Here is a 25,791-nt window from a genome sequence, read left to right on the forward strand (position 1 = left end):
GCGGACGGTACCGGCTCGCGCCCCGTGCGGGCGCTCCCTTCCAGGGTGCCGATGGCGCCCCCTAACCTGGAGCACGTGGACGAAGAGTTGCGATTGCTCACGGAGCGCTTACGGCAGGAGTCGCGGGGGACGGCGGCGTACGAGCGGCTGGCCGCGACGGACGACGGCGACGAACTGGCTCAGGTGCTCGTCGCGGCCGGGCAGCCGCTCTGGGCCAGGGAACTGGCCGCGTTCCGGCTGGGCGTGGCGGGCGACCGGCGGGCCTTCGAAACGCTCGTGCTGCTGCTCAACCACCGGGACCCGCCGCGCTGCGCCTCCGCCGCCCACGCCCTCGACCGCCTGAGCGACCCGCGCACCGCCCGTGCCGCCGCGGCCCTCGCCACCAACGAACTGCGCGTCGCCTACGCGCTGCACCCGGTCCGGCTCCTGGTGCGGCTGCGCGCCCCCGAGTCCGTGCCCGCGCTGATCACCACCCTGGAGCGGCGACTGCGCCCGCACGACCCCTACCGGCGGGTGGCTCTCGCCTGCGTGGAAGGGCTCGGGACGCTCGGGGACGCCCGCGCCCGGCGCGTGCTCAACGAGGCCCTGGCCCATCCGGCGCTCGCCGAGGCCGCGGTGCACGCCCTGGCCCGGATCCCCGGCAGACGCTGACGCCCGGTCAGCCGGTCAGTGTCCGCGCGTACCGCACCTCGGGCACCGGCACGCCGTCCACGTCGAAGGGCTCCTCCGCGCCGTCGGCCCGGAACCCGCACCGTTCGTAGAAGCGCCGGGCGGGCGCGTTCTCCTTGAGCACCCACAGGAGCATCCGGGGGTGGCCCGCCACCGCGCGCTGCCCGACGGACTCCGCGAGCAGCGCCCGCCCGACCCCGCTCCCCAGCCGCCCGGGATCGACGTACAACGCGTACAACTCGGCGTCGGCGGTGCGCACTTCACCGTCCCGGTACGGGCCGTGCGCCGCCCAGCCGACGATCTCGCCGCCCTGTTCGGCGACCAGGTTCACCACCGGGCCCGTCCCGTCGCCCAGGCGGGCGCGGTGCCGCTCGGCGTCCGCCCGCACGCTGAGCGCGTCGAGATGAGCCTGCGGCATGAGGCCCCGGTAGGCGTGCTGCCAGCCGCGCACACGGATCTTTGCGACACGGTCGCAGTCGGCCCACTCCATGGGCCGCACCAGCGGCACGCTCACCCGCCCACCACCGCGAGCGCCTCGACCTCCATCAGGAACTCCGGACGCACCAGCGCGGCCACCTGCACGGCGGAGGCAGCCGGGAGCCGGTCGTCGGGTATGTGCGCCGCGCGGGCTTCACGGATCGCGGGCATGTGGGCCATGTCCGTGACGAAGTAGGTGAGTTTGACGACGTCCGTGAAGTCCGCTCCGGCGGCGGCCAGACAGCGCCGCAGGTTCTCGAACACCTGGCGGGCCTGGGCCGCCGGGTCGCCCGCGCCCACGAGTTCGCCGTCCCCGTCCAGGGCGAGCTGGCCGGAGACGGCGACGAACCGGCCGGTGGCAGCCACGACATGGCTGTACTGGGCGGCGGGCGCGACCCCGGCGGGGGCGGGAATCCTGATCGGCTCGGTCATGCGTCCATGATGGACCACGCCTGTGACAACGCCCCGGGGCCGCCCGCCCGTGCGGCGCTCAGCCGCGGAAGCCGAGCAGACCGTGCAGGGCCGCGCCGCCGGACGCGACGGGCGCCTCCTTGGTGGTCAGCGGTTCCGGATCGGGCGTCCGCTCGCACTCCGCGTCCGCCGTGCCGGCCCCGTGCGGCACCGTGCCGTCGCTCAGATACCTGGTCAGATGGTCGTCGAGGCAGCTGTTCCCGCTCAGCGTGATGCCGTGGTTGCCGCCGCCCCGTTCGACCACCAGGCTGGAGCCGCGCAGCAGCCGATGGGCCGTCACACCGCCCTCGTACGGGGTGGCCGCGTCGTCGGTCGCCTGGAACAGCAGCGCCGGCGGCAGCTCTCCGTTGGCGATGTCCACCGCCTGCCGGGGCGCCGTGGGCCAGAAGGCGCACGACGCGTTGTACCAGGTGTTGTTCCAGGCCATGAACGGCGCCTTGTCGTACACCGCCCAGGTGTCCCGGCGCCACCGGTCCCAGTCGCGCGGCCAGCGGGCGTCGCGGCACTGCACCGACGAGTAGACGCTGAAGCCGTTGTCCCCGGAGCGGTCGACGGCCGCGAAGCTGCCGTACGCCTTGACCAGCGGGTCACTCTTCCTGCCGTTCACGTACGCCGAGAACGCGTCGGCGAGATAGGGCCAGTAGCCGTCGTAGTAGCCGCCCGGCATGAAGATGTCCTCCAACTCGGCGGCGCCGACCTTGCCGCCCGCCGGCTTCGCGGCCAGCGCCGCCCGCATGGCGTACCACTTGGCCTCGACCGCCGCGGGATCCGTACCCAGCCGGTAGGCGCCGTCGTGCCGGGCGATCCAGGCCATCAGGGCGCGGTGGCGGTCGTTGAAGGCGACGTCCTGCCTGAGGTTGTCCCCGTACCAGACACCGGTCGGGTCGACGATCGAGTCCAGGACCAGGCGGCGCACCCGCTGGGGGTACAGCTTCGCGTAGACCGCGCCCAGGTAGGTGCCGTACGAATACCCGAAGTAGTTGATCCGCTGCGCGCCGAGGGCCTGCCGGACCGTCTCCAGGTCCCGTGCGGCGCTCACGGTGTCGATGTACGGCAGCACGTCCGCGTACTTCTTGCCGCAGTCGGCGGCGAACGCCTGCACGCGCGCGAGGTTGGCCTTCTCGATCGCGGGCGTGTCCGGCACCGAGTCGGGGCGTACCGGGTCGAAGTGGCCGGGGCGGCAGTCCAGCGCGGGCGTGCTCCGGCCGACGCCGCGCGGGTCGAAGCCGATCACGTCGTACTGGGCCGCCACCGCCTTGGGCAGCGCGGACGCCACGAACCCGGCGAGCGTCCGGCCGCTGCCGCCGGGACCGCCCGGGTTGACCAGCAGCGGGCCCTGGTAGGTCTGGGCGGTGTGCGGGACGCGGGAGAGCGCGAGCGCGATCCGCCTGCCCTGCGGGTGCGCGTGGTCGAGGGGCACCTCCAGGGACGCGCACTGGAGCGTCGGATAGTCGGCGGTGCCGCACTTCTTCCACGTGACGCTCGCCGACCGGGCGACGGAAGCGGACGGACCGGCCGGAGCACCCGTCGCGGCCTGCCGGGCGCTCGCGCCCGCGGGGTGGGCCGTGAGCGATCCGGCGGCGACGACGGCGACGGCACCGCACAGCACGGCTGCGCGTGTTCTCATTGCGTCCTCCCAGGACGGAGGGGGTCGGACCGCGAGGGTCGCGGTCCTCGCCGCATCGTCCCGGAGCGGACGTCCGGAAGAACCTGTTATGGCGATACTTGACCCAATTGGGTCGTGGGATGCGCTCGAACGCTCTCAGATCAGCGTGAGTTGGACCGGCTCGGCCGCCTCCGGTCCGTGGGCCGGCGGCGGCACGGGCTCCGGCGGCCGGACGCGGCGCGGCATCCCCGGCCGGGTGGGGCCGATGCCGTACTCCCGGGCCAGTTCGTGCACCTGACGGGTGATCCGGCGCTGGTACCACTTCGGCGCGTAGGCGCCCTCCGCGTACAGCCGCTCGTAACGGCGCACCAGGTGCGGGTGGTGCTGCCCGAGCCAGGCCATGAACCACTCACGGGCTCCGGGCCGCAGATGCAGCACCAGCGGGGTGACGGAGGTAGCCCCGGCGGCCGTGATCGCCCGCACCGTGGCCCGCAGCTGGGCCGGGTGGTCGCTGAGGAAAGGGACCACCGGTGCCATCAGCACACCGCAGCCGATGCCCTGCTCGCCGAGGGTCCGCACCACGTCCAGGCGGCGTTCGGGCGAGGGCGTGCCCGGCTCCACGGTGCGCCACAGGTCGGGGTCGGTGAAGCCGACGGAGACGGAGATGCCGACGTCCGTGACCTCCGCCGCCTGCTTGAGCAGATCGAGGTCGCGCAGGATCAGTGTGCCCTTGGTCAGGATCGAGAAGGGGTTCGCGTGGTCGCGCAGCGCGGCGATGATGCCCGGCATCAGCCGGTAGCGGCCCTCGGCCCGCTGGTAGCAGTCGACGTTCGTGCCCATCGCGATGTGCTCGCCCTGCCAGCGCGCGGAGCCGAGCTGGCGGCGCAGCAGCTCCGGCGCGTTCACCTTGACCACGATCTGGGTGTCGAACCCGGCCCCCGTGTCGAGGTCCAGGTAGCTGTGGGTCTTGCGGGCGAAGCAGTACACACACGCGTGCGTGCAACCGCGATACGGGTTGACGGTCCACTCGAAGGGCATCCGCGAGGCGCCCGGCACCCGGTTGATGATCGAGCGGGCCCGGATCTCGTGGAAGGTGATCCCGCGGAACTCGGGCGTGTCGAAGGTGCGGGTCGTTACAGCGTCCGTGCCGAACAGGGCCGCATCGGCCCTGCCGTGCACGGGCTGTGCCGGCTCCACTGTGAGGTTCTCCCAGCGCATCACGCCTCCTCGGTAGCGCTGGCCCCAGAATAGAACATCCGTTCGCATGATCGTGCGGGGGTGGTTTCCGTTCGCTTCCGGCACCCCGATTTGGTGGCCGGGGACCGGGGTGGTTGGCTTGCCCCGATCCCGAGAACTCAGGTCCTGGAGGAAGTCAATGGCGCAGGTCGAGGCCACTACGGAGCGGGTCGTCGCGGCGGACGCGGAGACGGTGTTCGACGCTCTCGCCGACTACCGCGGCACGCGCGCGAACATGCTGCCCGAGCAGTTCAGCGAGTACGAGGTGCGCGAGGGCGGCGACGGCGAGGGCACCCTCGTCCACTGGAAGCTCCAGGCCACCAGCAAGCGCGTCCGCGACTGCCTTCTGGAGGTGACCGAGCCCACCGACGGCGAACTGGTCGAGAAGGACCGCAACTCCTCGATGGTCACCGTCTGGCGGGTCACCCCGGCGGGCGAGGGCAGGTCCCGGGTCGTGGCGACCACCACCTGGACCGGCGCCGGCGGCATCGGCGGCTTCTTCGAGAAGACCTTCGCGCCCAAGGGCCTGGGCCGGATCTACGACGCGATGCTCGCCAAACTCGCCGCCGAGGTCGAGAAGTAGCCCAAGAAGCAGACCGTGAAGGGGCGTTGGCCTCCTCACCGGTTCGAGTGGATCTCCGGGCCGCCGGGCATGAATCCGTAACTCGTCGCGCTTGCTCGCAGTTGTCGCCTCACGCGGGAATTGTGTGGCAGCGCGACGAGGGGAGCGGTACGTGGGCGGGACGACTCTGGTGGAGCACGACCCGGTCGAGTACGAGCGCGTCGAGCACGAGCGCGTCGAGTCGGTCGTGGTGGCCGCGACCGTGGCCCCGGCGCCCGCCCCCGCCCCCGCCCCCGGGCTGAGCAGGAGCCGCATCCGGCTGGTCTTCCTCGGGCTGATGCTCGCCCTGCTCCTGGCCGCCCTGGAGCAGATGATCGTCGCCACCGCGCTGCCGAAGATCGTCGGGGAACTGCACGGCCTGGACAAGATGTCCTGGGCGATCACCGCGTATCTGCTCACGTCCACCGTGGGACTGCCGATCTACGGCAAGCTCGGCGACCTCTTCGGCCGCAAGGCCGTCTTCCAGTTCGCCATCCTCGTCTTCGTCATCGGCTCCGCGCTGGCCGGACGGGCGCAGAGCATGGACCAGCTGATCGCCTTCCGCGCCGTCCAGGGCGTCGGCGCCGGCGGGCTGATGATCGGCGTGCAGGCGATCATCGCGGACATCGTGCCGCCCCGCGAACGCGGCCGGTTCATGGGCCTGATCGGCGCCGCCTTCGGCCTCGCCTCGGTCGCCGGACCGCTCCTCGGCGGCTACTTCACGGACCACCTCTCCTGGCGCTGGTGCTTCTACGTCAACGTGCCCTTCGGCCTGGTCACCCTCGCCGTCATCACCGTCGTCCTCAAACTCCCCAAGCAGCGGGTGCGCGCCCGGCTCGACGTGCTGGGCGCGCTGCTGCTCGCCGCCGCCTCCACCTGCCTGGTGCTGCTGACCACCTGGGGCGGCACCGAGTACGCCTGGGGCTCGCGCCAGATCCTCGGCCTCGGGGCGGGCGCGGCGGCGGCCACCGCCCTCTTCCTCGTCGCCGAGCGCTTCGCCGCCGAACCCCTCATCCCGCTCAGGCTGTTCCGGGACTCCGTCTTCAACGTCACCGGCCTGGTCGGCCTGGTCGTCGGCGTCGCCCTGTTCGGCGCGGCCAGCTACCTGCCGACCTTCCTGCAGATGGTCGACGGGGCCAGCGCCACCGAGTCCGGCCTGCTGATGCTGCCCATGATGGGCGGCATCGTCGGCGCCTCGATCATCTCCGGGCAGCTCATCAGCCGCACCGGCCGCTACAAGATCCACCCCATTCTCGGCGGCGTCCTGTCGGTGGTCGGCATGTGGCTGCTGTCCCGGCTGGAGATCGACACCCCCCGGCTGCACTACAGCATCTGGATGGCCGTCCTCGGCGCCGGCATCGGCATGGTGATGCCCGTCCTGGTCCTGGCCGTGCAGAACTCCGTGCGCCCCGCCGACCTCGGCACCGCGACCAGCGCCAACAACTACTTCCGGCAGATCGGCGGCAGCGTCGGCGCCGCCGTCTTCGGCACCCTCTTCGCCGGCCGGCTCGGCGACGCCCTGAGCGACCGCCTGCCCGCGCGGGACGGCACGGAGCTGCCGGACCCCGAGTCGCTCACCCCGCAGCTGGTGCACGCCCTGCCCGCGGCGCTGCGCGACGCCTACATCCGCGCCTACGCCGACGCGATGCCCCGGATCTTCCTCTATCTGGTCCCGGTGCTCGTGCTCGGCCTGCTCATCGCCTTCTTCCTCAAGGAGAAACCCCTGGTGTCCCACAACGCCCCCGCCCCCGATCAGGAGACCGCGCCGGTGACCGCCCCCATCCCGCAGGCCCGTTCGCCCTACGCCGCCGGGATCCCCGTCTGCGGCACCGTGCAGCACCCCGACGGCACCGTGGTGCCCCGCGCCGCCCTCACCCTCATCGACGTGGCCGGCCAGCAGATCGGGCGGGGCGCGAGCGGCGACGACGGGCGGTACGCGCTGTCCACGCCGGGCTCCGGCTCGTACGTCCTGATCGCCGCCGCGGGCGGCCACCAGCCGCAGGCCGTCTCCGTGACCGTCGGTGAACGACCGGTGGAACTCGACGTCGTGCTCGGCGGCGCGGGGCGCCTCGCCGGTGCGGTGCTGACCGCCGACGGCTCCCCGGTGCGGGACGCCACCGTCACCCTCACCAACGTGCACGGCGAGGTCGTCGCGACCACCCGCAGCGGGCGCGAGGGCGGCTACCTGATCACCGAACTGGTCGCCGGCGAGTACACGCTGGCGGCCAGCGCGCCCGCCTTCCGGCCCGCGGCGCTGCCGGTCAGCGTGCAGGCGGCCCGGGAGACCCGGCAGGACGTCGAACTGGCGGGCGGCGCCGTCCTGCGCGGCACTGTGCGGGCGGGCGGCGGACGGGCCGTCGAGGACGCGCGCGTGACCCTCCTCGACGCGGCCGGCAACGTCGTGGACACCCTCACCACCGGCCCCGACGGGACGTTCCGGTTCGTCGACCTCTCCTCCGGCGAGTACACCGTCATCGCCGCCGGGTACCCGCCGGTGGCCACCGTCCTCCAGGTCGCCGGCGGCGGGCGCACCGAGCGTGACCTCCAGTTGGGGCACGAGGACTGACCCGACTCCCAGGGGGCGCGAACGCGGTGTGCGCCCCCCGGGAACGCGGGCCGGCCCGCCGGAGCGATCATGCGGAGCCAATTCCGGCGTTGGCACACATCGCGACCGGACGTAGCCGTACGGTAGGGGCGGGCGGCACAGATCTTTGCGGAGCCGTGGGGAGAAAGGGCCTGGGCCATGGACCGTGGCAGCGAGAGGGACAGACCTCCCAGCCGCGGGGCTGGTGACGGCGCGGCGGGCCGCATTCCGCTCGCCGTGATCATCGTCGACCGCGACGGCCTGGTGTCCCACTGGAGCACCGGCGCACGCCGCCTGTTCGGCGCCGCCAAGGACGAGGCCGTCGGCCGGTCCGTGCTCGACCTGCTGCCCGTCTCGGGAGCGCTCCCCGACGACGACGCGATCACCCCGTACGGGGCGTACGCGGCCTACGACGACCTCGGACCCGACCTCGGATCCTCCCTCGACGGACGGCTGAACTACCCGGCGGCGGGCCGTGCCCGGCTGACCGTGCCGGAGGGCGACCGGGACCGTGCCCGTGGCCGGGTGGACGTGGTGTGGTGGGCGTACCCCCTGGTCGGTCCGGGCGACGAGCGGCTGCTGGTGCTGGCCGCCGACGCGGACCGGCTGCACCCGGGCGACCCGGACGACCCGCGTCCGACGGTGGCGTTCGAGCGGATCGCCCCCGGCTTCGCCCTGCACACCGACTTCCCCGGCGCCGACGACCTGGCCCGCCGGCTGCCCGAGATCCTGCCCAGCATGAGCGTCGGGGAGGGCGCCCGCATCGTCGCGCAGGTTCTCGAACTGGGCTATCCCGTCCTGGAGTTCAGCCAGAACGACCGGGTGCCGGTGACCCCGGACTGGGGCGTGGCCCGGCGGACCGAGCGCCTGGCCCGCCGCGCGCGGGCGGCCCGGGTCGCGGCGCAGGGCCTGCCGGTGCCGGAGGACCTCACCGACGAGGACGGCGAGGACCTGGAGTTCGCGGCCGTCCGTGAACGCCTCGAATTCCTCAACGAGGTCAGCGGGCGCATCGGCACCTCCCTCGACCTCTCCCGGACCATCATCGAGGTCAGCAAGGCCGTCGTACCGCGCTTCACCGACGTCGCCGGCACCTATCTGCGCGAACAGGTCGTCGCCGGCGAGGGCTTTCCCGACGGCGTGCCGGACACCACCACCATGTGGCACCGGGTCGCCCTGGAGCACACCGACGAACCCGGTCGCTGGGACGACGTCGTCCCGGTCGGCGAGGCCATGCCGTTCCCGGCGCACACCCCGTTCTTCCAGTGCATGACCACCGGCGAGCCCGTCCTGGTGCCGCGCATCAGCGAGGAGCTGGGGCACGCCATCGCCTCGCAGTTCGAGAAGCGCGACATCCGGCCGCTCATCAGCCACCGCTCCATGCTGGTGGTGCCGCTGAAGGCACGCAACGTGGTCCTCGGCTTCATGATCCTGCTGCGCCACCCCGAGCGCGTCGAGTTCAACGACATGGACCGGGTCACCGGCGCGGAACTCGCCGCCCGCGCGGGCCTCGTGCTCGACAACGCGCGCATGTACACCTACCAGGAGAGCGTCGCCGAGACCCTCCAGGACAGCATGCTGCCGCACATCCCGCCGCGCATGGCGGGCTGTGACATCGCCACCCGCTATCTGCCCGGCACCCTGCTCGGCCGGGTCGGCGGCGACTGGTTCGACTCCGTCAAGCTGCCCGGCGCCCGCACCGCGCTCGTCGTCGGTGACGTCATGGGCCATGGCCTGAACTCGGCGGCGATGATGGGCCAGCTGCGAACCGCCGTACAGACCATGGCCGCCCTCGACCTGCCGCCGGCCCAACTGCTGCGCAACCTCGACGACCTCGCCCAGCGGCTCGGCGACACCTACTTGGCGACCTGCCTGTACGCCGTCTACGACCCGATCGAGAGCGAGCTGCTGATCGCCAACGCGGGTCACATCCCGCCCGTGCTGGTACGGGCGGACGGCCGCAGCGAACTGCTCGACCTGCCCACCGGCGCCCCCATCGGTGTCGGCGGTGTGCCCTTCGAGGCGGTGCGGGTGCCGGTGGCGCCCGGGGACCGGCTGGTGATGTGCACCGACGGGCTCGTGGAGGTGCGCGGCGAGGACATCGGTGTCGGTCTCGCGACGCTCTGCGAGTCCGCGGCCCACCCGGCCGCCTCCATGGACGGCGCCTGCGACACGATCATCCGCGCCCTCAACACGCACGGCGGCCGCAAGGACGACGTGGCCCTTCTGATGGCCCGTCTCAACGGGATCGGACCGGAGGACGTCGCCGAGTGGCGGCTCGGCCTCGACCCGGCGGAGGTCGGCCGGGCCCGCGCCGCGGTCGGCGAGCAACTGCACGAGTGGGGCCTCTCCCGGCTCGCCGAGAGCGCGGAGCTGCTGGTCAGCGAACTGGTCACCAACGCCGTACGGCATTCGCACAGCCGCCCGGTCCAGCTGCGGCTGGTGCGGGGCGAAACCCTGCTGTGCGAGGTGGACGACGACGATCACACCCTGCCGACCCTGCTGAGCGCCGGACCCGAGGACGAGTCGGGGCGCGGGCTGCGCGTGGTGAGCACGCTGGCCCGGGAGTGGGGCACGAGCCGTACGAACGCCGGGAAGACCGTCTGGTTCGAACTGACGGCACGACGCCGCTGACCGTCCGGGCTGACCGTCCGGGGACGGCTCGGCGGCAGTTCACAACGGCTCAGCGGCAGCTCAAGGGACGACTTCAGGGAAAGCCCAGGAATGGCTCAGGTACGGCTCAGGGGCGTGCGCGGGCGTGGGGGTCGCACGACGGCGTACGAGAAACCGGTGCGTGGTGAAGGAACGCGCCACGCGCTTGTCGCCGGGACCCGCACGCGATAGACCGTACGAACCCGCCACCTCTGGCGGACAGGCGTCGCATCCTGGGGAGTTGGGCATGAGCGTGACGAGTCGGTACCGGACGGCCTGGGAGGGGTTCTGGCGTGAGGCGCCCGACGAGCCGGGGGCGGTGTTCTGGGACGCGGATCCGGCGCTGACCGCCGCGGTCCACCTCGACCTGTTCGCGCCGCACCTGACGGACCCCGCTCTGCCGCTGGTGGACCTCGGCTGCGGCAACGGCACCCAGTCCCGGTTCCTCGCCGGCCGGTTCCCGCGGGTCCTGGGCGTGGACATAGCCGAGGCGGCCCTGGCGCACGCCCGGCACGCCGACCCCGCGGGCCGGGCGACGTACCGGCAGTTGAACGCCGTCGACAAGAGCGAGGCCGAGACGCTGCACGGGGAACTCGGCGACGCGAACGTCTATATGCGGGGCGTGCTGCACCAGGCGGAACCCGACGACCGGCAACCGCTGGTGGACGGGATAGCCACCCTGGTGGGCGCGCGCGGCCGCGCCTTCCTGGTCGAACCGTCCGAGGCCGCCGGCGGGGTCCTGCGGAGCCTGGCCCAGGGACCGGCGGGCCCGCCCGCCAAGATCGTCCCAATCTTCCGCCACGGCATAGCGCCCGGTGCGGTGGCCGACGACGCGGTGCCCGCATACCTGCGGTCGGCCGGGCTCAGAGTCCTGGCGAGCGGCGAACTGCCGCTGGTCACGACCGAGTCCGCGCCGGACGGCGGACGCATCGAACTGCCGTCGAAGTGGCTGGTGGCCGGGGCGGCTGTCTGACCCTCGCCGGCCGATCGCCGGTCTGTTCCGACGGACCAGGGGAGCGTGGCCCGCGTCGGCCGGTTCCGACCGCCCAGGGGCCCGGCCCTCGCCCGTGGTCCGGCCGGTCCTCGGGTGTCACCCGCCGTCCGGTTGCTCGTCTGGTGTGTCACCCGTGGTCCGGTTGCTCGTCGGGTGCGTCACCCGCGCGCTCCGGCCGGCCGTCGGGTGCGTCACCCGCGCTCCGGCCGGTCCGCAGGCGCCGGCCCCGCCCGCGGGACCGGCCGGTCCCGCGGTGTCTCACCGGCCGGACCGCTCCGCGCGGGCCGCCTCGGCGAGCAGGAGGTGGGCCAGGCCGCGGGCCTCGTCGGCGGTCAGCGAGGCCCAGGTGCCCGGCTCGCCGTCCCGGTCCTTGCCGACGTCCAGGGTGACCCGGCTGATGGGATTCTCCGGTGTGGCCAGCGTGAAGCACTTCACGGCGATCCGCCGGCCGCAGCACGTCACGAGGGCCACGCCCTCGCCCCGGCCGGACAGCTCCTGACCAGTCATCACTCCCACGCCCTTCCTCGCCGTCGTCGCTCCCCATGGAGTACGTCGCGGTACCCGACGGGGTATGGATGACAGCGTCGGCCGGACCCGGAATGTTCCCGCCCGGGGTGAAGACCTCCGCTCCGGCGGGTCCGACGGTTTTCTGCCGCTGATCATGGCCGGTAGGCGCCGTACCGCGTAACGTGCGCGGCATGAAGATCCTCATCAGTGCGGACATGGAGGGCGCCACCGGCGTCACCTGGCCGGCCGACGTGCTGCCGGGGACACCGCAGTGGGAGCGGTGCCGGTCGATGTTCACCTCCGACGTCGACGCCGCGGTGCGCGGCTTCCTGGACGGCGGGGCCGACGAGGTCCTCGTCAACGAGGCCCACTGGACCATGCGCAACCTGCTCCTGGAGCGGCTCGACGAGCGCGCCCAGATGCTCACCGGTCGGCACAAGTCGCTGTCCATGGTGGAGGGCGTGCAGCACGGGGACGTGGACGGCGTCGCCTTCGTCGGCTACCACGCGGGCGCCGGCATGGAGGGCGTCCTCGCCCACACCTACCTCGCCAACTCCATCACCGGGGTGTGGCTGAACGGCGAACGGGCCAGCGAGGGACTCCTCAACGCCCATGTCGTCGCCGAGTACGGGGTGCCCGTGGTCCTCGTCACCGGCGACGACGTGGCCTGCGAGGACGCGCTCGGCTACGCGCCGCAGGCGCTCAAGGTCGCGGTGAAGGACCACGTGTCGCGGTACGCGGCCGTGTGCCGCACACCGGCCAGGACCGCCGCCGACATCCACGCCGCGGCCAAGGAGGCCGCCGCACTCGCGGTGCGTCACGCACCGGTCCGCGGCGGCCCGTTCACCATCGCGCTGGAGTTCGACGCCGAGCACCTGGCCCAGGCCGCCACCGTGGTGCCGGGCGTCGAGCGGACCGGCGAGCGGAAGGTGGCGTACACCAGCGACACCATGTACGAGGGGATCCGCAGCTTCAAGGCGGTCACCACCATCGTCTCGGCCGCGGTGGAGGAACAGTATGGCTGACCGGCGCGCACTGGACGAGGTCGTGCGGTTCACCTCCGACCTGATCCGGATCGACACCACCAACCGGGGCGGCGGCGACTGCCGGGAACGGCCCGCCGCCGAGTACGCGGCCGAGCAGCTGGCCGGCGCCGGCCTCGAACCCGCCCTCCTCGAACGCACCCCGGGACGGACGAACGTCGTCGCCCGTGTGGCCGGCACCGACCCGTCGGCCCCGGCCCTGCTCGTCCACGGCCATCTGGACGTCGTCCCGGCACAGGCCGACGAGTGGAGCGTGCACCCCTTCTCCGGCGAGATCCGCGACGGGGTCGTCTGGGGCCGGGGCGCGGTCGACATGAAGAACATGGACGCGATGATCCTCGCGGTGGTCCGGTCCTGGGCACGGGAGGGCGTGCGCCCGCGGCGCGATGTCGTCATCGCCTTCACCGCCGACGAGGAGGACAGCGCCGAGGACGGCTCCGGGTTCCTCGCCGACCGGCACGCCCACCTCTTCGAGGGGTGCACCGAGGGCGTCAGCGAGTCGGGCGCGTACACCTTCCACGACGGCACCGGCCGCCAGATCTACCCGATCGCCGCCGGTGAGCGCGGCACGGGCTGGCTGAAACTGACCGCGCACGGCCGGGCCGGGCACGGCTCCAAGGTCAACCGGGAGAACGCGGTGAGCCGGCTGGCCGCCGCCGTCACCCGCATCGGCGACCACGAGTGGCCGCTGCGGCTCACCCCGACCGTGCGCGCCGCGCTCACCGGACTCGCCGCCCTGTACGGCATCGATGCCGACCTCGACGGCCCCGACGGCCCCGACGGCGTGGACGGGCTGCTGACGAAGCTCGGCCCGGCCGCCAAGCTGGTGGAGGCGACCGTCCGCAACAGCGCCAACCCGACCATGCTGGACGCGGGCTACAAGGTGAACGTGATCCCGGGGAAGGCCGTCGCCTTTGTCGACGGGCGGTACCTGCCGGACGGCGAGGACGAGTTCCGCGCCACCCTGGACCGGCTGACCGGACCGGACGTGGACTGGGAGTTCCACCACCGGGAGGTCGCCCTCCAGGCGCCGGTCGACTCGCCGACGTTCGCCGGGATGCGGGCCGCCATCGAGGAGTTCGCACCCGAGGGGCACGTGGTGCCGTTCTGCATGTCCGGCGGCACGGACGCCAAGCAGTTCTCCCGGCTCGGCATCACCGGCTACGGCTTCACCCCGCTGAAGCTCCCCGAGGGCTACGACTACCAGGCCATGTTCCACGGGGTCGACGAGCGGGTGCCGGCCTCGGCGCTGCACTTCGGCGTCCGGGTCCTCGACCGCTTCCTGCGCACGGCATAGACGATGGGGGATCACATGACGACCATGGCGTACGGCTCCTGGCCCTCGCCCATCGACGCGGCCCTGGCCGCCGCGCACGACGGCCACCCGGAATGGGTGGGCTTCGTCGGCGACGAGGTCTGGTGGACCGAGCCGCGGCCCGCCGAGGGCGGGCGCCGGACCCTGGTGCGGCGGCGTGGCCCGGAGGCGGGGCGTGCGGCGCCACCGCGGCCGGGCGACGGCGGGGAGCGGGCGGACGGCACGGAGGAGTCGCTGCTGCCCGCGCCCTGGAACGTGCGCAGCCGCGTCATCGAGTACGGCGGGCTGCCCTGGGCCGGCGTGATGTCCGCGGACGGCCCGCTCGTGGTGTTCGTGAACTTCCCCGACCAGCGGCTGTACCGCTACGAGCCGGGGAGCGAGCCGCGGCCGCTGACACCGGTCTCGTCGGTGGGCGGCGGACTGCGCTGGGCCGAGCCGCGGATCGACCTGGAACGCGGCGAAGTGTGGTGCGTGCTGGAGGAGTTCACCGGCGAGGGGCCCGGCGGCCTGCGGCGCGTCGCGGCGGCCGTGCCGCTGGACGGCTCGGCCGCCGAGGACCGCGGCGCCGTACGCGAACTCACCGCCGAGCGGCACCGGTTCGTGACCGGCCCGCGGCTCTCCCCGGACGGCCGCCGCGCCGCCTGGCTCGCCTGGGACCACCCGCGCATGCCCTGGGACGGCACGGAGCTGATTGTCGCGGACGTCACGGCGGACGGCACCCTGCGCGGGGCGCGGACGGTGGCCGGCGGACCGGCGGAGTCCATCGCCCAGGCCGACTGGGCGGCCGACGGGAGCCTGCTGTACGCGAGCGACCGCAGCGGCTGGTGGAACCTGTACCGCGACGGCACCCCGCTGTGCCCGCGCGAGGAGGAGTTCGGCGGGCCGCTGTGGAAGCTCGGCCACCGCTGGTTCGCCCCGCTGGACAACGGGCTGATCGCGGTCGTGCACGGCCGTGGCGCCAAGGCCCTCGGGGTGCTCGACCCGCGGACCGGCGAGATCGCCGACGCCGCCGGCCCCTGGTCGGAGTTCGAGGCGACGCTCGCCGCGCACGGCGACCGGGTCGTCACCGTCGGCGCCGGCCCGCGCAGCGGATACGAGATCGTCGAACTGGCGGCCGGGACCGGCCGGGCCCGGACCGTCGCCGCCCGGCACACCGATCCGGTCGACCCGGCCTACTACCCCGAGCCGCAGGTGCGTACCTTCACCGGCCCCGGCGGACGCGACGTGCACGCCCACGTGTACCCGCCGCACCACCCGGGCGTCGAGGCGCCCGCCGGCCGGCCGGCGCCGTACGTCGTCTGGGCGCACGGCGGGCCCACCGGCCGGGCTTCGCTGGTGCTGGACCTGGAGATCGCGTACTTCACCTCCCGGGGCATCGGCGTCGCCGAGGTCAACTACGGCGGCTCGACCGGGTACGGCCGCGAGTACCGCGACCGGCTGCGCGAGCAGTGGGGTGTCGTCGACGTCGAGGACTGCGCCGCCGTCGCGCTGGCCCTCGCCGAGGAGGGCACCGCCGACCGCGACCGGCTCGCGATCCGCGGCGGCAGCGCGGGCGGCTGGACCAGTGCGGCCTCCCTGGCGAGCACCGACGTCTACGGGTGCGGCACGATCCTCTACCCGATCCTCGACCTCACCGGCTGGGGCACGGGGGAGACCCACGACTTCGAGTCGCGGTACCTGGAGGGTCTGGTCGGACCGCTCGCCGAGGTCCCCGAGCGGTACGCGGACCGGTCGCCGTCCGAGCACGCCGACAAGGTCTCCGCGCCCTTCCTGCTGCTCCAGGGCCTGGACGACGTGATCTGCCCGCCCGTGCAGTGCGAGCGCTTCCTCGCCCGGATCGCGGGGCGCGGGGTGCCGCACGCCTACCTCACCTTCGAGGGGGAGGGGCACGGCTTCCGCAGGGCGGAGACGATGGTGCGCGCCCTGGAAGCCGAACTCTCCCTGTACGCCCAGGTGTTCGGGCTGGACGTGCCGGGGATCCGCGCGCTGGAGCTGCACCCATGAGGGAACTCGTCCGGCCGCCGCGGCTCGCCCCCGGGGCGCGGGTCGCGGTGGTCGCCCCGAGCGGGCCGCTCGAAGAGGACCGTCTGGAGGCGGGGCTCGACGTCCTGCGCGGTTGGGACCTCGACCCGGTCGTGCAGCCCCACGCGCGGGACCGGCACGCCGAGCTGGGCCACCTGGCGGGCACGGACGCCGACCGGGCCGCCGACCTCCAGCGGGCCTGGTGCGATCCGGACGTGGCGGCGGTGCTGTGCGCCCGCGGCGGCTACGGCGCCCAGCGCATGGTCGACCTGCTCGACTGGGACGCCCTGCGGGCGGCGGGCCCGAAGGTGCTGGTCGGCTTCAGCGACACCACCGTGCTGCACCGGGCCTTCGCCGACCGGCTGGGCCTGGTCACGCTGTACGGGCCGGCCGTGGCGGGCATCGACTTCATCAAGAACACGCGGGCGCAGGAACACCTGCGGGCCACCCTGTTCGCCCCGGAGACGGTTCGCACCATCGTCGCTGCCCAGGGCCCGGCGCTGGTGCCGGGCCGGGCCCGCGGGATCACTCTGGGCGGCTGCCTGAGCCTGCTCGCCGCCGACCTCGGCACACCGCAAGCCCCGCCGGTCGCCCGGGGCGGGCTGGTGCTGCTGGAGGACGTGGGCGAGTTGCCGTACCGCGTCGACCGGTTGCTGACCCAGCTCCTGCGCGCCGGACGGCTGGAGGGCGTGGCGGGTGTCGGGCTCGGGTCCTGGGTCAAGTGCGGTCCGTACGAGGAACTGCGCGCGGTGTTCGCCGACCGCCTCGGCGATCTCGGCGTCCCCGTCCTGGAGGAGATCGGATTCGGCCACTGCGACGGGGCGCTGACGGTGCCGTTGGGCGTGGCGGCCGAACTGGACGCCGACGCCGGCACCCTGACGCTCGACGAGCCGGCCCTGCGCTGACCGCCGCGGGCCGCCGGGCGGCGCGCCGAGCGGGACATCCCTCACCAGGAGCGAGAGGAACGGCCCGGTGACCCTCGCCGGAGCCCGGAGCCCGGAGCCCGGAGCCCGGAGCCCGGTGGCCGGAGCCCGGTGGCCGGAGCCCGGTGGCCGGAGCCCGGTGGCCGGAGCCCGGTGGCCGGAGCCCGGTGGCCGGAGCCCGGTGACCGGAGCCCGGTGGCCGGGTGGCCCGGACGGCGTAGGGTGGCTGGATGCCGCATACCGTGTCTCGTTTTCTCGCCGAGGGGCCCCGGGTGGGCATACGGCACTTCACCTACGGTGACGGGCCGGAGTTCACCACCCGCGCCCGGGAGAGCAAGGACCTGCACCACCCCTGGCTGTTCCCGCCGCTCACCGACGCCGCCTACGCCGCGTACGCGGGTGTGCTGATCGAGGACCCGACCAGAGCCGGATTCCTGGTCTGCGAGCGGGACGGCGGGGACATCGCCGGCTTCATCAACGTGAACAACATCGTCGAGGGCGGCTTCCAGTGCGGCGCCCTCGGCTACGGCGCCTTCGCGCACGCGGCCGGGCGCGGGCTGATGCGCGAAGGGCTCGACCTCGTGATCGGGTACGCCTTCGGGCCGCTGCGGCTGCACCGGCTGGAGATCAACGTCCAGCCGGGCAACGCCGCCTCCATCGCCCTCGCCCGCGGTGCCGGTTTCCGCCTGGAGGGCTTCTCACCGAAGATGATCTTCATCGACGGTGGCTGGCGGGACCACGAGCGCTGGGCGATCACCGCCGAGACGCGGGCTTCCGGTTGACCTTCATGGTGTCCAGGTCCGTGACGGTCGACTTCAGACCCGTGAACCCGTAGCCGAGCCCGGCCAGGTGGGCCTCGGCGCGCTCCTCCGCGAACGCCGCCGCCATCTCCTCCCCGTCGGCCGCGTCCGACACCACCACGTACCGCAACGAGAAGTGCTTCAGCGGCCGCGCCTCGTACGACAGCGACCCCTCCTCGGTGAACCTCATGCTCGTCATCCCGTGCTCGGCGGCCTCGGCCAGCAGCCGGTCCCGGGCCTGCTCGGTCAGCTCCGCCCAGGTGCCCCGGACGATGACCCGGTAGGTGTGCCGCTCACTCATGTGCCGTTCCGTCCTTCACACGATCCGATGGACGACCGACTCTACGTCGGCGAGGACCCACCGCACGCGGAATTTCACGGCGGCCGACGCCTCCGCACGACCCCGCCGCGCGCCCCCTCGCCGCCTTTGCGCAATCCTGACCGGCACCGCCCCTGGTCGGCTCGCGCCCGGCCCGGTTCCATGGTGATCGTGACGACGATCCGACGTGAGGTACTGACGCTGCCCGCCGCGGAACTCGGCGAGGACAACCCGCTGCCCCCGCTGCGCCCCCTCGACGAGATGCACCGCATCGAGGACCGGGACCGCGACGGGATGCCCCGCGACATGGCCGGGCAGATCGGCTACGAGCCGCTGCACAGCCTGCTGCCGGTCCACGTCAGGGACGGCTACGACCGGGCACGCGCACCACGCGGGATCGACGCGCTCGTGATCGAGAACGACCGGCTGCGCGCCACCGTCCTGCCCGGCCTCGGCGGCCGCGTCGCCTCCCTGGTCCACCTGCCGACCGGCCGTGAACTCCTCTACCGCAACCCGGTGTTCCAGCCCGCCAACTTCGCCCTCAACGACGCCTGGTACTCCGGCGGCATCGAGTGGAACATCGGCGCCACCGGCCACACGACCCTGTCCTGCGCGCCCCTGCACGCCGCCCGGGTCGCCGCCCCCGACGGCGGGGAGATGCTGCGGCTGTGGGAATGGGAGCGGCTGCGCGACCTGCCCTTCCAGGTGGACCTGTGGCTGCCGGACGGCTCCGACTTCCTGTACGTCGGCGTGCGCGTCCGCAACCCGCACGAGCGGCCCGCGCCCCTCTACTGGTGGTCCAACATCGCCGTGCCCGAGGAGTGCCGGGTCCTCGCCCCCGCCGACGAGGCATGGTACTTCGGCTACGAGCGCCGCCTGCGCCGGGTGCCGGTGCCGTCGTACGAGGGGACCGACCGGACGTACCCGCTGAACAGCCCGCACGCCGCCGACTTCTTCTACGAGGTCCCGGACGGCCGCCGCCGCTGGATCGCCGCGCTCGACGCCGACGGGCACGGGCTGGTGCAGACGTCGACCGACGTGCTGCGCGGGCGCAAGCTGTTCGTGTGGGGCACCCAGCCCGGTGGCCGCCGCTGGCAGCGGTGGCTGACCGAACCCGGCACCGGCGGCTACTGCGAGATCCAGGCCGGGCTCGCCCGCACCCAGCTGGAACACGTCCGGCTGGAGGCGGCGGGCGAGGTGTCCTGGCTGGAGGCGTACGGACCGCTGGACGCGCCGTCCGACGGGGCGTGGCCCGCGGTGACCGGCGGCGTGGCGGAACGGCTGGAGACGTTGCTGCCACGGGCCGACGTCGAAGCCGCCTACGCCGCCTGGAAGCCGTGCGCCGACACCGCGCCCGGCGAGATCCTGGCCACCGGCTCCGGCTGGGGCGCGCTCGAAGTGCTCTGCGGCGGGTGGAAGCTGCCCGGCACGCCCTTCGACGAGTCGGCCCTCGGCGAGGCCCAGGCACCGTGGCTGGACCTGCTGCGCACCGGCTCCTTCCCCGAGCCGCGGCGGGTGCGGCCACCGCACCCCACCCTCGTCGCCGCGCACTGGCGGGAGCTGCTGGAGAGCGCGCCCGCCACCCCGCTCAGCGAGTACCACCTCGGCATCGCCCAGTGGCACGCCGGCGACCGGGCGCAGGCGGTGTGCAGCTGGGAGCGGGCCCTGCCGCTCGCTCCCTCCGGCTGGCCGCTGCTGCGCTGCCTCGCCGTCGCCGACCAGGAGTCCGGCCACCACGCGCGGGCCGCCGACCGGTACGCCGATGCCTTCGACGACCTGTGCCGGCAGCGGCGCGACGACGGTCCGTCGTGGACCGCCGCCACCGCCGCGCTCGGCCGTGAGGCCCTGGAGGCGCTGCTGGCGGCCGGGCGCGTAGCCGAGGCGCGTGCCGTGTGGCGGCGGCTGCACCCGGCGACCCGGCGGCGCGGCCGGTTCCGGCTCCTGGAGGCGGGGCTGCTGCTCGCCGAGGGGCGGCCCGCCGAGGCCCGTGCCGTCTTCGACGAGGGCTTCGAGGTGGCCGACCTGAGGGAAGGGGCGGAGACCATCGGCGTGCTGTGGTCCCGCCTCGCCGACGAGCCGCTGCCCGCCCGCTACGACTTCCGCATGCGGCCCGCCACGCCGTGAGCCGTCGGCGCCGGGACGGACGGCGGGGCGGTCGGGTCGGCTCCGGTGGTCGGGCCGGCTCCGGTGGTCGGGTCAGCTCCGGTGGTCGACGTACTCGAACACCGAACCGTCGGGGTGCATCGCGAGCAGCGTGCGGCCCGCCGGTGTCGGCACCGGACCCGCCAGGACGTGCGCGCCCAGGTCCGTGAGCAGCCGGTGGGCCTCGTCCACGTCCTTGACGGCGATGGTCGCGGTCACCTTGCGCAGCAGCTCCAGCTCGGCCTCGGGGCCGCTCATCAGCAGGAAGGAACCGACCGCGGCGACCTGGACGCCACCGCGTTCGGACCGCATGGCCCTGCCGCCCGCGAGGCGTTCGTAGAAGGGGATCGCGGTGTCGAGGTCGTCGACGCAGATACGCAGTGAGGCGCCCAGAATCTCCATGGCCACGAGCCTAGTTGGGCCGCCCGGCCGATGAGATCGCTTCCTCCGATCACTCACCGTACCCGGCCAGGTCGTCCGCAGGCCGTCCCGCCGGACCGGCCGCACGTGGCGCCGGCCGGACGGCGCCGCCCCGGGCCCGTCGGACGGCGTCTGCCGGGCCGCCTGTCGGCCGGCGTCCGTCGGACCGGGCCCGTGGCGGGCGGTCGGCCGGCCGGTGTCTGTCGGGCCGTGTCCGTGGCAGGCCGGGGGCGATGTCCGGGGAGCGTCGCCGGCCGGCCGGTGTCCGTCGGGCGAGCCCACCCCCCATCCGGGTCCGGCGGGCGTCGAGATCACCGCCCCGTCGGTCGGAGATTTCCCGTTTTGAGTGCGGCGCTTGGGGGGACGCGGAGGGCTCGGACCCGTCGCACCGCTGGAGGCCACCGTGAGCCGACCCCGCATCGTGATCGTCGGCGCCGGATTCGCCGGGTACCGCGCGGCCCGCGCGCTGTCCCGGCGCACCGGACAGCACGCCGACGTCACCCTGCTGAACGCGACCGACTACTTCCTGTACCTGCCCCTGCTGCCCCAGGTCTCCGCGGGCACCCTGGAGCCGCGCCGCGTCACCGTCTCGCTCACCCGCACCCTGCGCGGCGTGCGCCTGGTGCTCGGCGTCGCGGACCGCATCGACCTCGACGGGCGGGCCGTGCACTACACCGACCCCGAGGGCCGGACGGCCACCCTCGGCTACGACCGGCTCGTGCTCGCCGTCGGCAGCGTCAACAAGCTGCTGCCGGTCCCCGGTGTCGCCGAGTACGCGCACGGTTTCCGCGGTCTGCCCGAGGCGCTGTACCTGCGTGACCACGTCACCCGCCAACTGGAGCTGGCCGCCGACGACGACCCGCGCGGCGCCGCGGCACGCTGCACGTTCGTCGTGGTCGGCGCCGGTTACACCGGCACGGAGGTGGCCGCGCACATGCAGCGGTCCACCGCGGAGCTGGCCCGCAGGCAGACACTGCCCGACGGGGTGCGGCCCCGCTGGCTGCTGCTGGACGTCGCGCCGCGGGTGCTGCCCGAACTGGACGAGCACCTGTCGCGCACCGCCGACCGCGTGCTGCGCCGGCGGGGCGTGGACGTCCGTACGGGCACCTCGGTGCAGGAGGCCACCCACGAGGGGGTCCGGCTCACCGACGGCGAGTTCGTCGAGACCCGCACGCTGGTGTGGTGCGTCGGCGTCCGGCCCGATCCGCTGGTCAGGGACGTCGGCCGCCCACTGGAGCGCGGCCGGCTCATCGTCGACCCCTGTCTTCAGGTGCCCGGACAGCCCGAGGTCTTCGCGTGCGGCGACGCGGCAGCGGTGCCCGACCTGGAGCGGCCCGGTGAACTCACGCCGATGACGGCCCAGCACGCCTGGCGGCAGGGCGCGGTCGCCGCCGAGAACGTGGCCGCCTCGCTCGGTGTCGGACAGCGCCGCCCCTACCGCCATCGCGACCTGGGTTTCGTCGTGGACCTCGGGGGGACCCGGGCCGCCGCCGACCCGCTCGGCCTGCCGCTCTCCGGCCTGCCGGCCGCGGCGGTCACCCGCGGCTACCACCTGGCGGCGATGCCCGGCAACCGGGTCCGGGTCGCGGCCGACTGGCTCCTGGACACCGTACTGCCGCCGCAGGCCGTCCAGTTGGGGCTGGTGCGCTCCTGGTCGGTGCCGCTGGACACGTCCTCCCCGGAACTGGCCCGGGTGCCGGGCGGACCCGGGCCGAGCACCGGGAGCCCTCCCGGCCCCGACACCCCCACCGAAGGAGCCCCATGAACCCCAAGGACCCCACGAACCCCATGAACCCCATCAACCCCGCGGAACTCACCGAGCTGGCCCAGCAGCTGAGGGTGGACAGCGTGCGCGCCGCCGCCGCGGCCGACTCCGGGCACCCCACCTCGTCGATGTCCGCCGCGGAGCTGATGGCGGTGCTGCTCGACCGCCATCTGCACTACGACTTCGAGCGCCCCGCCCATCCCGCCAACGACCGCTTCGTGCTGTCCAAGGGACACGCCTCGCCCCTGCTGTACGCCGCGTACAAGGCGGCCGGCTTCGTCGACGACGCCGAACTGCTGACCTTCCGCTCGCTCGGCAGCCGGCTGGAGGGCCACCCCACCCCGCGGCGGCTGCCGTGGGTGGAGACGGCCACCGGTTCGCTCGGCCAGGGGCTGCCGGTGGGCGTCGGCATCGCGCTGGCCGGCAAGCGGCTGGACCGCACCGGCTACCGCGTCTGGGTGCTGTGCGGGGACAGCGAACTCGCCGAGGGCTCCATCTGGGAGGCCGCGGAACACGCGTCGTACGAGCACCTGGACAACCTCACGCTGATCGTGGACGTCAACCGGCTCGGCCAGCGCGGCCCGACCCGGCACGGCCACGACCTCGACGCTTACGCCCGCCGGTTCCGTGCCTTCGGCTGGCACACGGTGGAGATCGACGGCCATGACGTCGAGGCCGTCGACCGCGGCTTCACCGAGGCCGAGTCCACCGGCGGACAGCCCACCGTGATCCTCGCCCGCACCCTCAAGGGCAAGGGCGTCGCCTCCGTCCAGGACCGCGAGGGTCTGCACGGCAAGCCGCTGCCCGACCCGGAGGAGGCCGTCGCCGAGCTGGGCGGCCGGCGTGACCTGCGGGTACAGGTGCACGAGCCGCGCACCGCCCGCCCCACGCGCTTCGTCCCGACGGAGGTCCTGGAGCTGCCCCGGTATGCGCGGGGCGACCGGATCGCCACCCGCGACGCGTTCGGCGAGGCGCTGGCCGCGCTGGGCACCGCCCGCGGGGACGTCGTCGTCCTGGACGGCGAGGTCGGTGACTCCACCCGTACCGAGTTCTTCGCCAAGGCGCACCCCGACCGGTTCTTCGAGTGCTACATCGCCGAACAGCAGCTGATCGCCGCCGCGGTGGGCATGGCGGCGCGCAGCTGGGTACCGTTCGCCTCGACGTTCGCGGCGTTCTTCACGCGCGCCTTCGACTTCGTGCGCATGGCGTCGATCAGCGGCTCCGGCATCAACCTGATCGGCTCGCACGCGGGCGTCTCGATCGGTCAGGACGGGCCCTCCCAGATGGGCCTGGAGGACCTGGCGATGTTCCGGACCGTGTACGGCTCGACCGTGCTGTACCCGTGCGACGCCAACCAGACCGCGAAGCTGGTCGCCGCCATGGCCGGGCTGCCGGGTGTCCGCTATCTGCGCACCTCGCGCGGCGCGGGCCCGGTCGTCTACGACCCGGACGAGGACTTCCCGATCGGCGGCAGCAAGGTGCTGCGCTCCTCCGCCGCGGACCGGCTGACCGTGGTGGCCGCGGGCGTCACCGTGCCCGAGGCGCTGGCCGCCGCCGACCAGTTGGCGGGCGAGGACATCGCGATCCGGGTCGTCGATCTGTACTCCGTCAAGCCCGTCGACCGGCACACCCTGCGCCTGGCCGCCGAGGAGACCGGCTGTCTGCTCACCGTGGAGGACCACCACGAGGAGGGCGGCATCGGGGACGCGGTGCTGGACGCCTTCGTCGACGGCCGGGCGGTGCCCCGCCTGGTCCGGCTGGCGGTGCGCACGATGCCGGGGTCGGCCGCGCCCGACGAGCAGCTGCACGCCGCCGGTATCGACGCCCAGGCGATCGCGTCGGCGGCCCGGCTGCTGGCCCGGGAGGCGGTTGCGGGCTGAGCGGGCCGGACCGGAGGGGCGAGGCGGCCGGGCGGCCGGGCACCGTGCGGCGGCGGGCCGGGACGCGTCGGCGCCCGGCCCCTCCGCAGTGCTGCGGCCGGCCGCCCTCCTGCGGCCGGCCGCCCTCCTGCGGACGGGCGGCCGGCTGAAGGGAACGCGCCCACGTCACCAATGGTGTTGGCGGTCGTGGTCGCGGTCTTTCGTGTGGAGCATCAGGCCGCGGACCAGGAGGCCCAGCAGCCAGACGACCAGCAGCGCCAGCGCGATCCACCAGAGCAGTTTCACCAGGAACCCGATGCCGAACAGGATCAGTACCACGAGCAGGACCAGCAGGATGGGAATCATCAGGGGCACCTCCTGCGCGCCGGGTTTCCCGGTAGCCGCGGATCAGGCGTCCTTACGGCACAGGATTTCCCCGTGCAGCACGGCGAACCAGGCGTCCTCCCGCGCGCCCCAGTCCCGCCAGGCGTCGGCCACGGCGCGCAGCTGCCCGGCCGTCGCGTGGCCGCCCTGGACGGCCCGCTCGGCGTACGAGGAGGCGACGGTCCGCTCCGCCCACAGCCCGCTCCACCACGCCCGCTCCTCGGGCGCGGCGAACGTCCAGGTCCCGGAGCCGGCCGTGATGTCCCGCAGCCCCGCGGCCAGTGCCCAGGACTTCAGCCGCCGCCCGGCGTCCGGCTCGCCGCCGTTGGCACGGGCCACCCGCCGGTACAGGTCCAGCCAGTCGGCCAGGCCGGGCAGCTCCGGGTACCAGGTCATCGCCGCGTAGTCCGAGTCGCGGACGGCGATGAAGCCGCCGGGAGCGGTCACCCGGTGCATCTCGCGCAGTGCCTGCACCGGATCGCCGACGTGCTGGAGCACCTGGTGGGCATGGACCACGCAGAACGTGTCGTCCGGATAGTCCAGGGCGTGGACGTCGGCGACCGCGAAGTCGACGTTGGCCAGCCCGCGTTCGGCGGCCGTGGCGCGGGCCTGGTCCAGGATGCCGGGTGCCTGGTCGACGCCGGTGACCTGTCCGTCCGGGACCAGTGCCGCCAGGTCGGCGGTGATCGTCCCCGGGCCGCAGCCGATGTCCAGGATCTTCATGTGGGGCTTGATCGAACCGAGCAGATACGCCGCGGAGTTGGCCGCGGTCCGCCAGGTGTGCGACCGCAGCACCGACTCGTGGTGCCCGTGGGTGTAGACGGCGGTCTCCCGCGGTTTCGGCATGGCTCTACCCCTTCGCGTCGTCGCTCCGTACCGGCCCACCGGGGCCCGCGGCCCCGGTCTGCGGTACGCCTCACCGTACGCGCGCCAGCCGAATGATGAGACCGACGTTTCAGAATGTGGACGACGGGTGGGCGGTTCGGCGGGTGGTGGACCGACCGG

General features: G+C 73.8%; 22 protein-coding genes. 13 read left to right on the plus strand and 9 right to left on the minus strand.

Features of this window, described 5'->3' with window-relative positions:
- The first annotated feature begins 75 nt into the window (after positions 1-75).
- A complete protein-coding gene (locus ACFC09_RS28410) occupies positions 76-651 on the plus strand; it encodes an adenylosuccinate lyase (protein ID WP_376533173.1) in 576 nt (191 codons plus the stop codon).
- Positions 652-658: 7 nt separating this feature from the next.
- Here the strand turns inward: ACFC09_RS28410 and ACFC09_RS28415 are convergent, their stop codons facing one another.
- The 4 genes from ACFC09_RS28415 to ACFC09_RS28430 form a co-directional block, all read right to left on the minus strand.
- On the minus strand, positions 659-1,159 hold the full coding sequence (locus tag ACFC09_RS28415) for a GNAT family N-acetyltransferase (RefSeq protein ID WP_376533209.1): 501 nt from the start codon (positions 1,157-1,159) through the stop codon (positions 659-661).
- 20 nt (positions 1,160-1,179) lie between these two features.
- Positions 1,180-1,578 (minus strand): RidA family protein, encoded by a 399-nt coding sequence (locus tag ACFC09_RS28420; protein ID WP_376533174.1) that lies wholly within the window; start codon positions 1,576-1,578, stop codon positions 1,180-1,182.
- A 58-nt stretch (positions 1,579-1,636) separates the two neighbouring features.
- The gene (locus tag ACFC09_RS28425; RefSeq protein WP_376533175.1) at positions 1,637-3,244 is read right to left on the minus strand and encodes an alpha/beta hydrolase; all 1,608 of its coding nucleotides are present in this window, start codon (positions 3,242-3,244) and stop codon (positions 1,637-1,639) included.
- 135 nt (positions 3,245-3,379) lie between these two features.
- The gene (locus tag ACFC09_RS28430; RefSeq protein WP_376533176.1) at positions 3,380-4,441 is read right to left on the minus strand and encodes an Rv2578c family radical SAM protein; all 1,062 of its coding nucleotides are present in this window, start codon (positions 4,439-4,441) and stop codon (positions 3,380-3,382) included.
- Between the two features lie 157 nt (positions 4,442-4,598).
- Between ACFC09_RS28430 and ACFC09_RS28435 the strand changes: the two genes are divergently transcribed.
- The 4 genes from ACFC09_RS28435 to ACFC09_RS28450 all read left to right on the plus strand — a co-directional run bounded on the left by ACFC09_RS28435 (position 4,599) and on the right by ACFC09_RS28450 (position 11,266).
- On the plus strand, positions 4,599-5,042 hold the full coding sequence (locus ACFC09_RS28435; protein ID WP_376533177.1) for an SRPBCC family protein: 444 nt from the start codon (positions 4,599-4,601) through the stop codon (positions 5,040-5,042).
- Between the two features lie 151 nt (positions 5,043-5,193).
- On the plus strand, positions 5,194-7,626 hold the full coding sequence (locus ACFC09_RS28440; protein WP_376533178.1) for an MFS transporter: 2,433 nt from the start codon (positions 5,194-5,196) through the stop codon (positions 7,624-7,626).
- Positions 7,627-7,803: 177 nt separating this feature from the next.
- On the plus strand, positions 7,804-10,275 hold the full coding sequence (locus tag ACFC09_RS28445; RefSeq protein WP_376533179.1) for a SpoIIE family protein phosphatase: 2,472 nt from the start codon (positions 7,804-7,806) through the stop codon (positions 10,273-10,275).
- Positions 10,276-10,540: 265 nt separating this feature from the next.
- Complete coding sequence (locus ACFC09_RS28450; protein WP_376533180.1) at positions 10,541-11,266, plus strand: class I SAM-dependent methyltransferase; 726 nt, start codon at positions 10,541-10,543, stop codon at positions 11,264-11,266.
- Between the two features lie 279 nt (positions 11,267-11,545).
- Here the strand turns inward: ACFC09_RS28450 and ACFC09_RS28455 are convergent, their stop codons facing one another.
- On the minus strand, positions 11,546-11,794 hold the full coding sequence (locus tag ACFC09_RS28455; RefSeq protein WP_376533181.1) for a hypothetical protein: 249 nt from the start codon (positions 11,792-11,794) through the stop codon (positions 11,546-11,548).
- Positions 11,795-11,985: 191 nt separating this feature from the next.
- Here ACFC09_RS28455 and ACFC09_RS28460 point away from each other — a divergent pair, with 191 nt between their 5' ends.
- From ACFC09_RS28460 to ACFC09_RS28480, 5 genes are all read left to right on the plus strand, one after another.
- Positions 11,986-12,819, plus strand: a complete 834-nt coding sequence (locus ACFC09_RS28460; protein ID WP_376533182.1) for a M55 family metallopeptidase — start codon at positions 11,986-11,988, stop codon at positions 12,817-12,819.
- A complete protein-coding gene (locus ACFC09_RS28465; RefSeq protein WP_376533183.1) occupies positions 12,812-14,134 on the plus strand; it encodes a M20/M25/M40 family metallo-hydrolase in 1,323 nt (440 codons plus the stop codon). Before ACFC09_RS28460 ends, ACFC09_RS28465 begins: the two co-directional genes overlap by 8 nt.
- 15 nt (positions 14,135-14,149) lie before the next feature.
- Complete coding sequence (locus tag ACFC09_RS28470; RefSeq protein ID WP_376533184.1) at positions 14,150-16,156, plus strand: prolyl oligopeptidase family serine peptidase; 2,007 nt, start codon at positions 14,150-14,152, stop codon at positions 16,154-16,156.
- Positions 16,153-17,079, plus strand: a complete 927-nt coding sequence (locus ACFC09_RS28475) for an LD-carboxypeptidase (RefSeq protein ID WP_376533185.1) — start codon at positions 16,153-16,155, stop codon at positions 17,077-17,079. The genes ACFC09_RS28470 and ACFC09_RS28475 overlap by 4 nt, the downstream gene beginning before the upstream one ends.
- A 248-nt stretch (positions 17,080-17,327) precedes the next feature.
- Positions 17,328-17,879: a GNAT family N-acetyltransferase gene (locus tag ACFC09_RS28480; RefSeq protein WP_376533186.1), complete on the plus strand. Its 552-nt coding sequence runs from the start codon at positions 17,328-17,330 to the stop codon at positions 17,877-17,879.
- Here ACFC09_RS28480 and ACFC09_RS28485 read toward each other — a convergent pair.
- Entirely contained in the window at positions 17,851-18,198 is a 348-nt protein-coding gene (locus tag ACFC09_RS28485) for a DUF6204 family protein (protein ID WP_376533187.1), read from the minus strand. The genes ACFC09_RS28480 and ACFC09_RS28485 overlap by 29 nt on opposite strands.
- A 180-nt stretch (positions 18,199-18,378) precedes the next feature.
- On the opposite strand from ACFC09_RS28485, the gene ACFC09_RS28490 reads away from it, so the two are divergent.
- A complete protein-coding gene (locus ACFC09_RS28490; RefSeq protein WP_376533188.1) occupies positions 18,379-20,340 on the plus strand; it encodes a DUF5107 domain-containing protein in 1,962 nt (653 codons plus the stop codon).
- Between the two features lie 72 nt (positions 20,341-20,412).
- Here the strand turns inward: ACFC09_RS28490 and ACFC09_RS28495 are convergent, their stop codons facing one another.
- The gene (locus ACFC09_RS28495) at positions 20,413-20,760 is read right to left on the minus strand and encodes a VOC family protein (protein ID WP_376533189.1); all 348 of its coding nucleotides are present in this window, start codon (positions 20,758-20,760) and stop codon (positions 20,413-20,415) included.
- Positions 20,761-21,181: 421 nt separating this feature from the next.
- Here ACFC09_RS28495 and ACFC09_RS28500 point away from each other — a divergent pair, with 421 nt between their 5' ends.
- Both ACFC09_RS28500 and ACFC09_RS28505 read left to right on the plus strand, forming a co-directional pair.
- The gene (locus ACFC09_RS28500) at positions 21,182-22,543 is read left to right on the plus strand and encodes an NAD(P)/FAD-dependent oxidoreductase (protein WP_376533190.1); all 1,362 of its coding nucleotides are present in this window, start codon (positions 21,182-21,184) and stop codon (positions 22,541-22,543) included.
- A 32-nt stretch (positions 22,544-22,575) separates the two neighbouring features.
- Entirely contained in the window at positions 22,576-24,423 is a 1,848-nt protein-coding gene (locus ACFC09_RS28505) for a transketolase (RefSeq protein ID WP_376533210.1), read from the plus strand.
- A gap of 165 nt (positions 24,424-24,588) precedes the next feature.
- Here ACFC09_RS28505 and ACFC09_RS28510 read toward each other — a convergent pair whose 3' ends face one another.
- The gene (locus ACFC09_RS28510; RefSeq protein WP_376533191.1) at positions 24,589-24,768 is read right to left on the minus strand and encodes a hydrophobic protein; all 180 of its coding nucleotides are present in this window, start codon (positions 24,766-24,768) and stop codon (positions 24,589-24,591) included.
- A 42-nt stretch (positions 24,769-24,810) separates the two neighbouring features.
- The gene (locus tag ACFC09_RS28515; protein WP_376533192.1) at positions 24,811-25,632 is read right to left on the minus strand and encodes a class I SAM-dependent methyltransferase; all 822 of its coding nucleotides are present in this window, start codon (positions 25,630-25,632) and stop codon (positions 24,811-24,813) included.
- Positions 25,633-25,791: the final 159 nt, after the last annotated feature.

The organism is Streptomyces sp. NPDC056161, from assembly GCF_042268025.1.
In the GTDB taxonomy this organism is placed as follows: Bacteria; Actinomycetota; Actinomycetes; order Streptomycetales; family Streptomycetaceae; genus Streptomyces.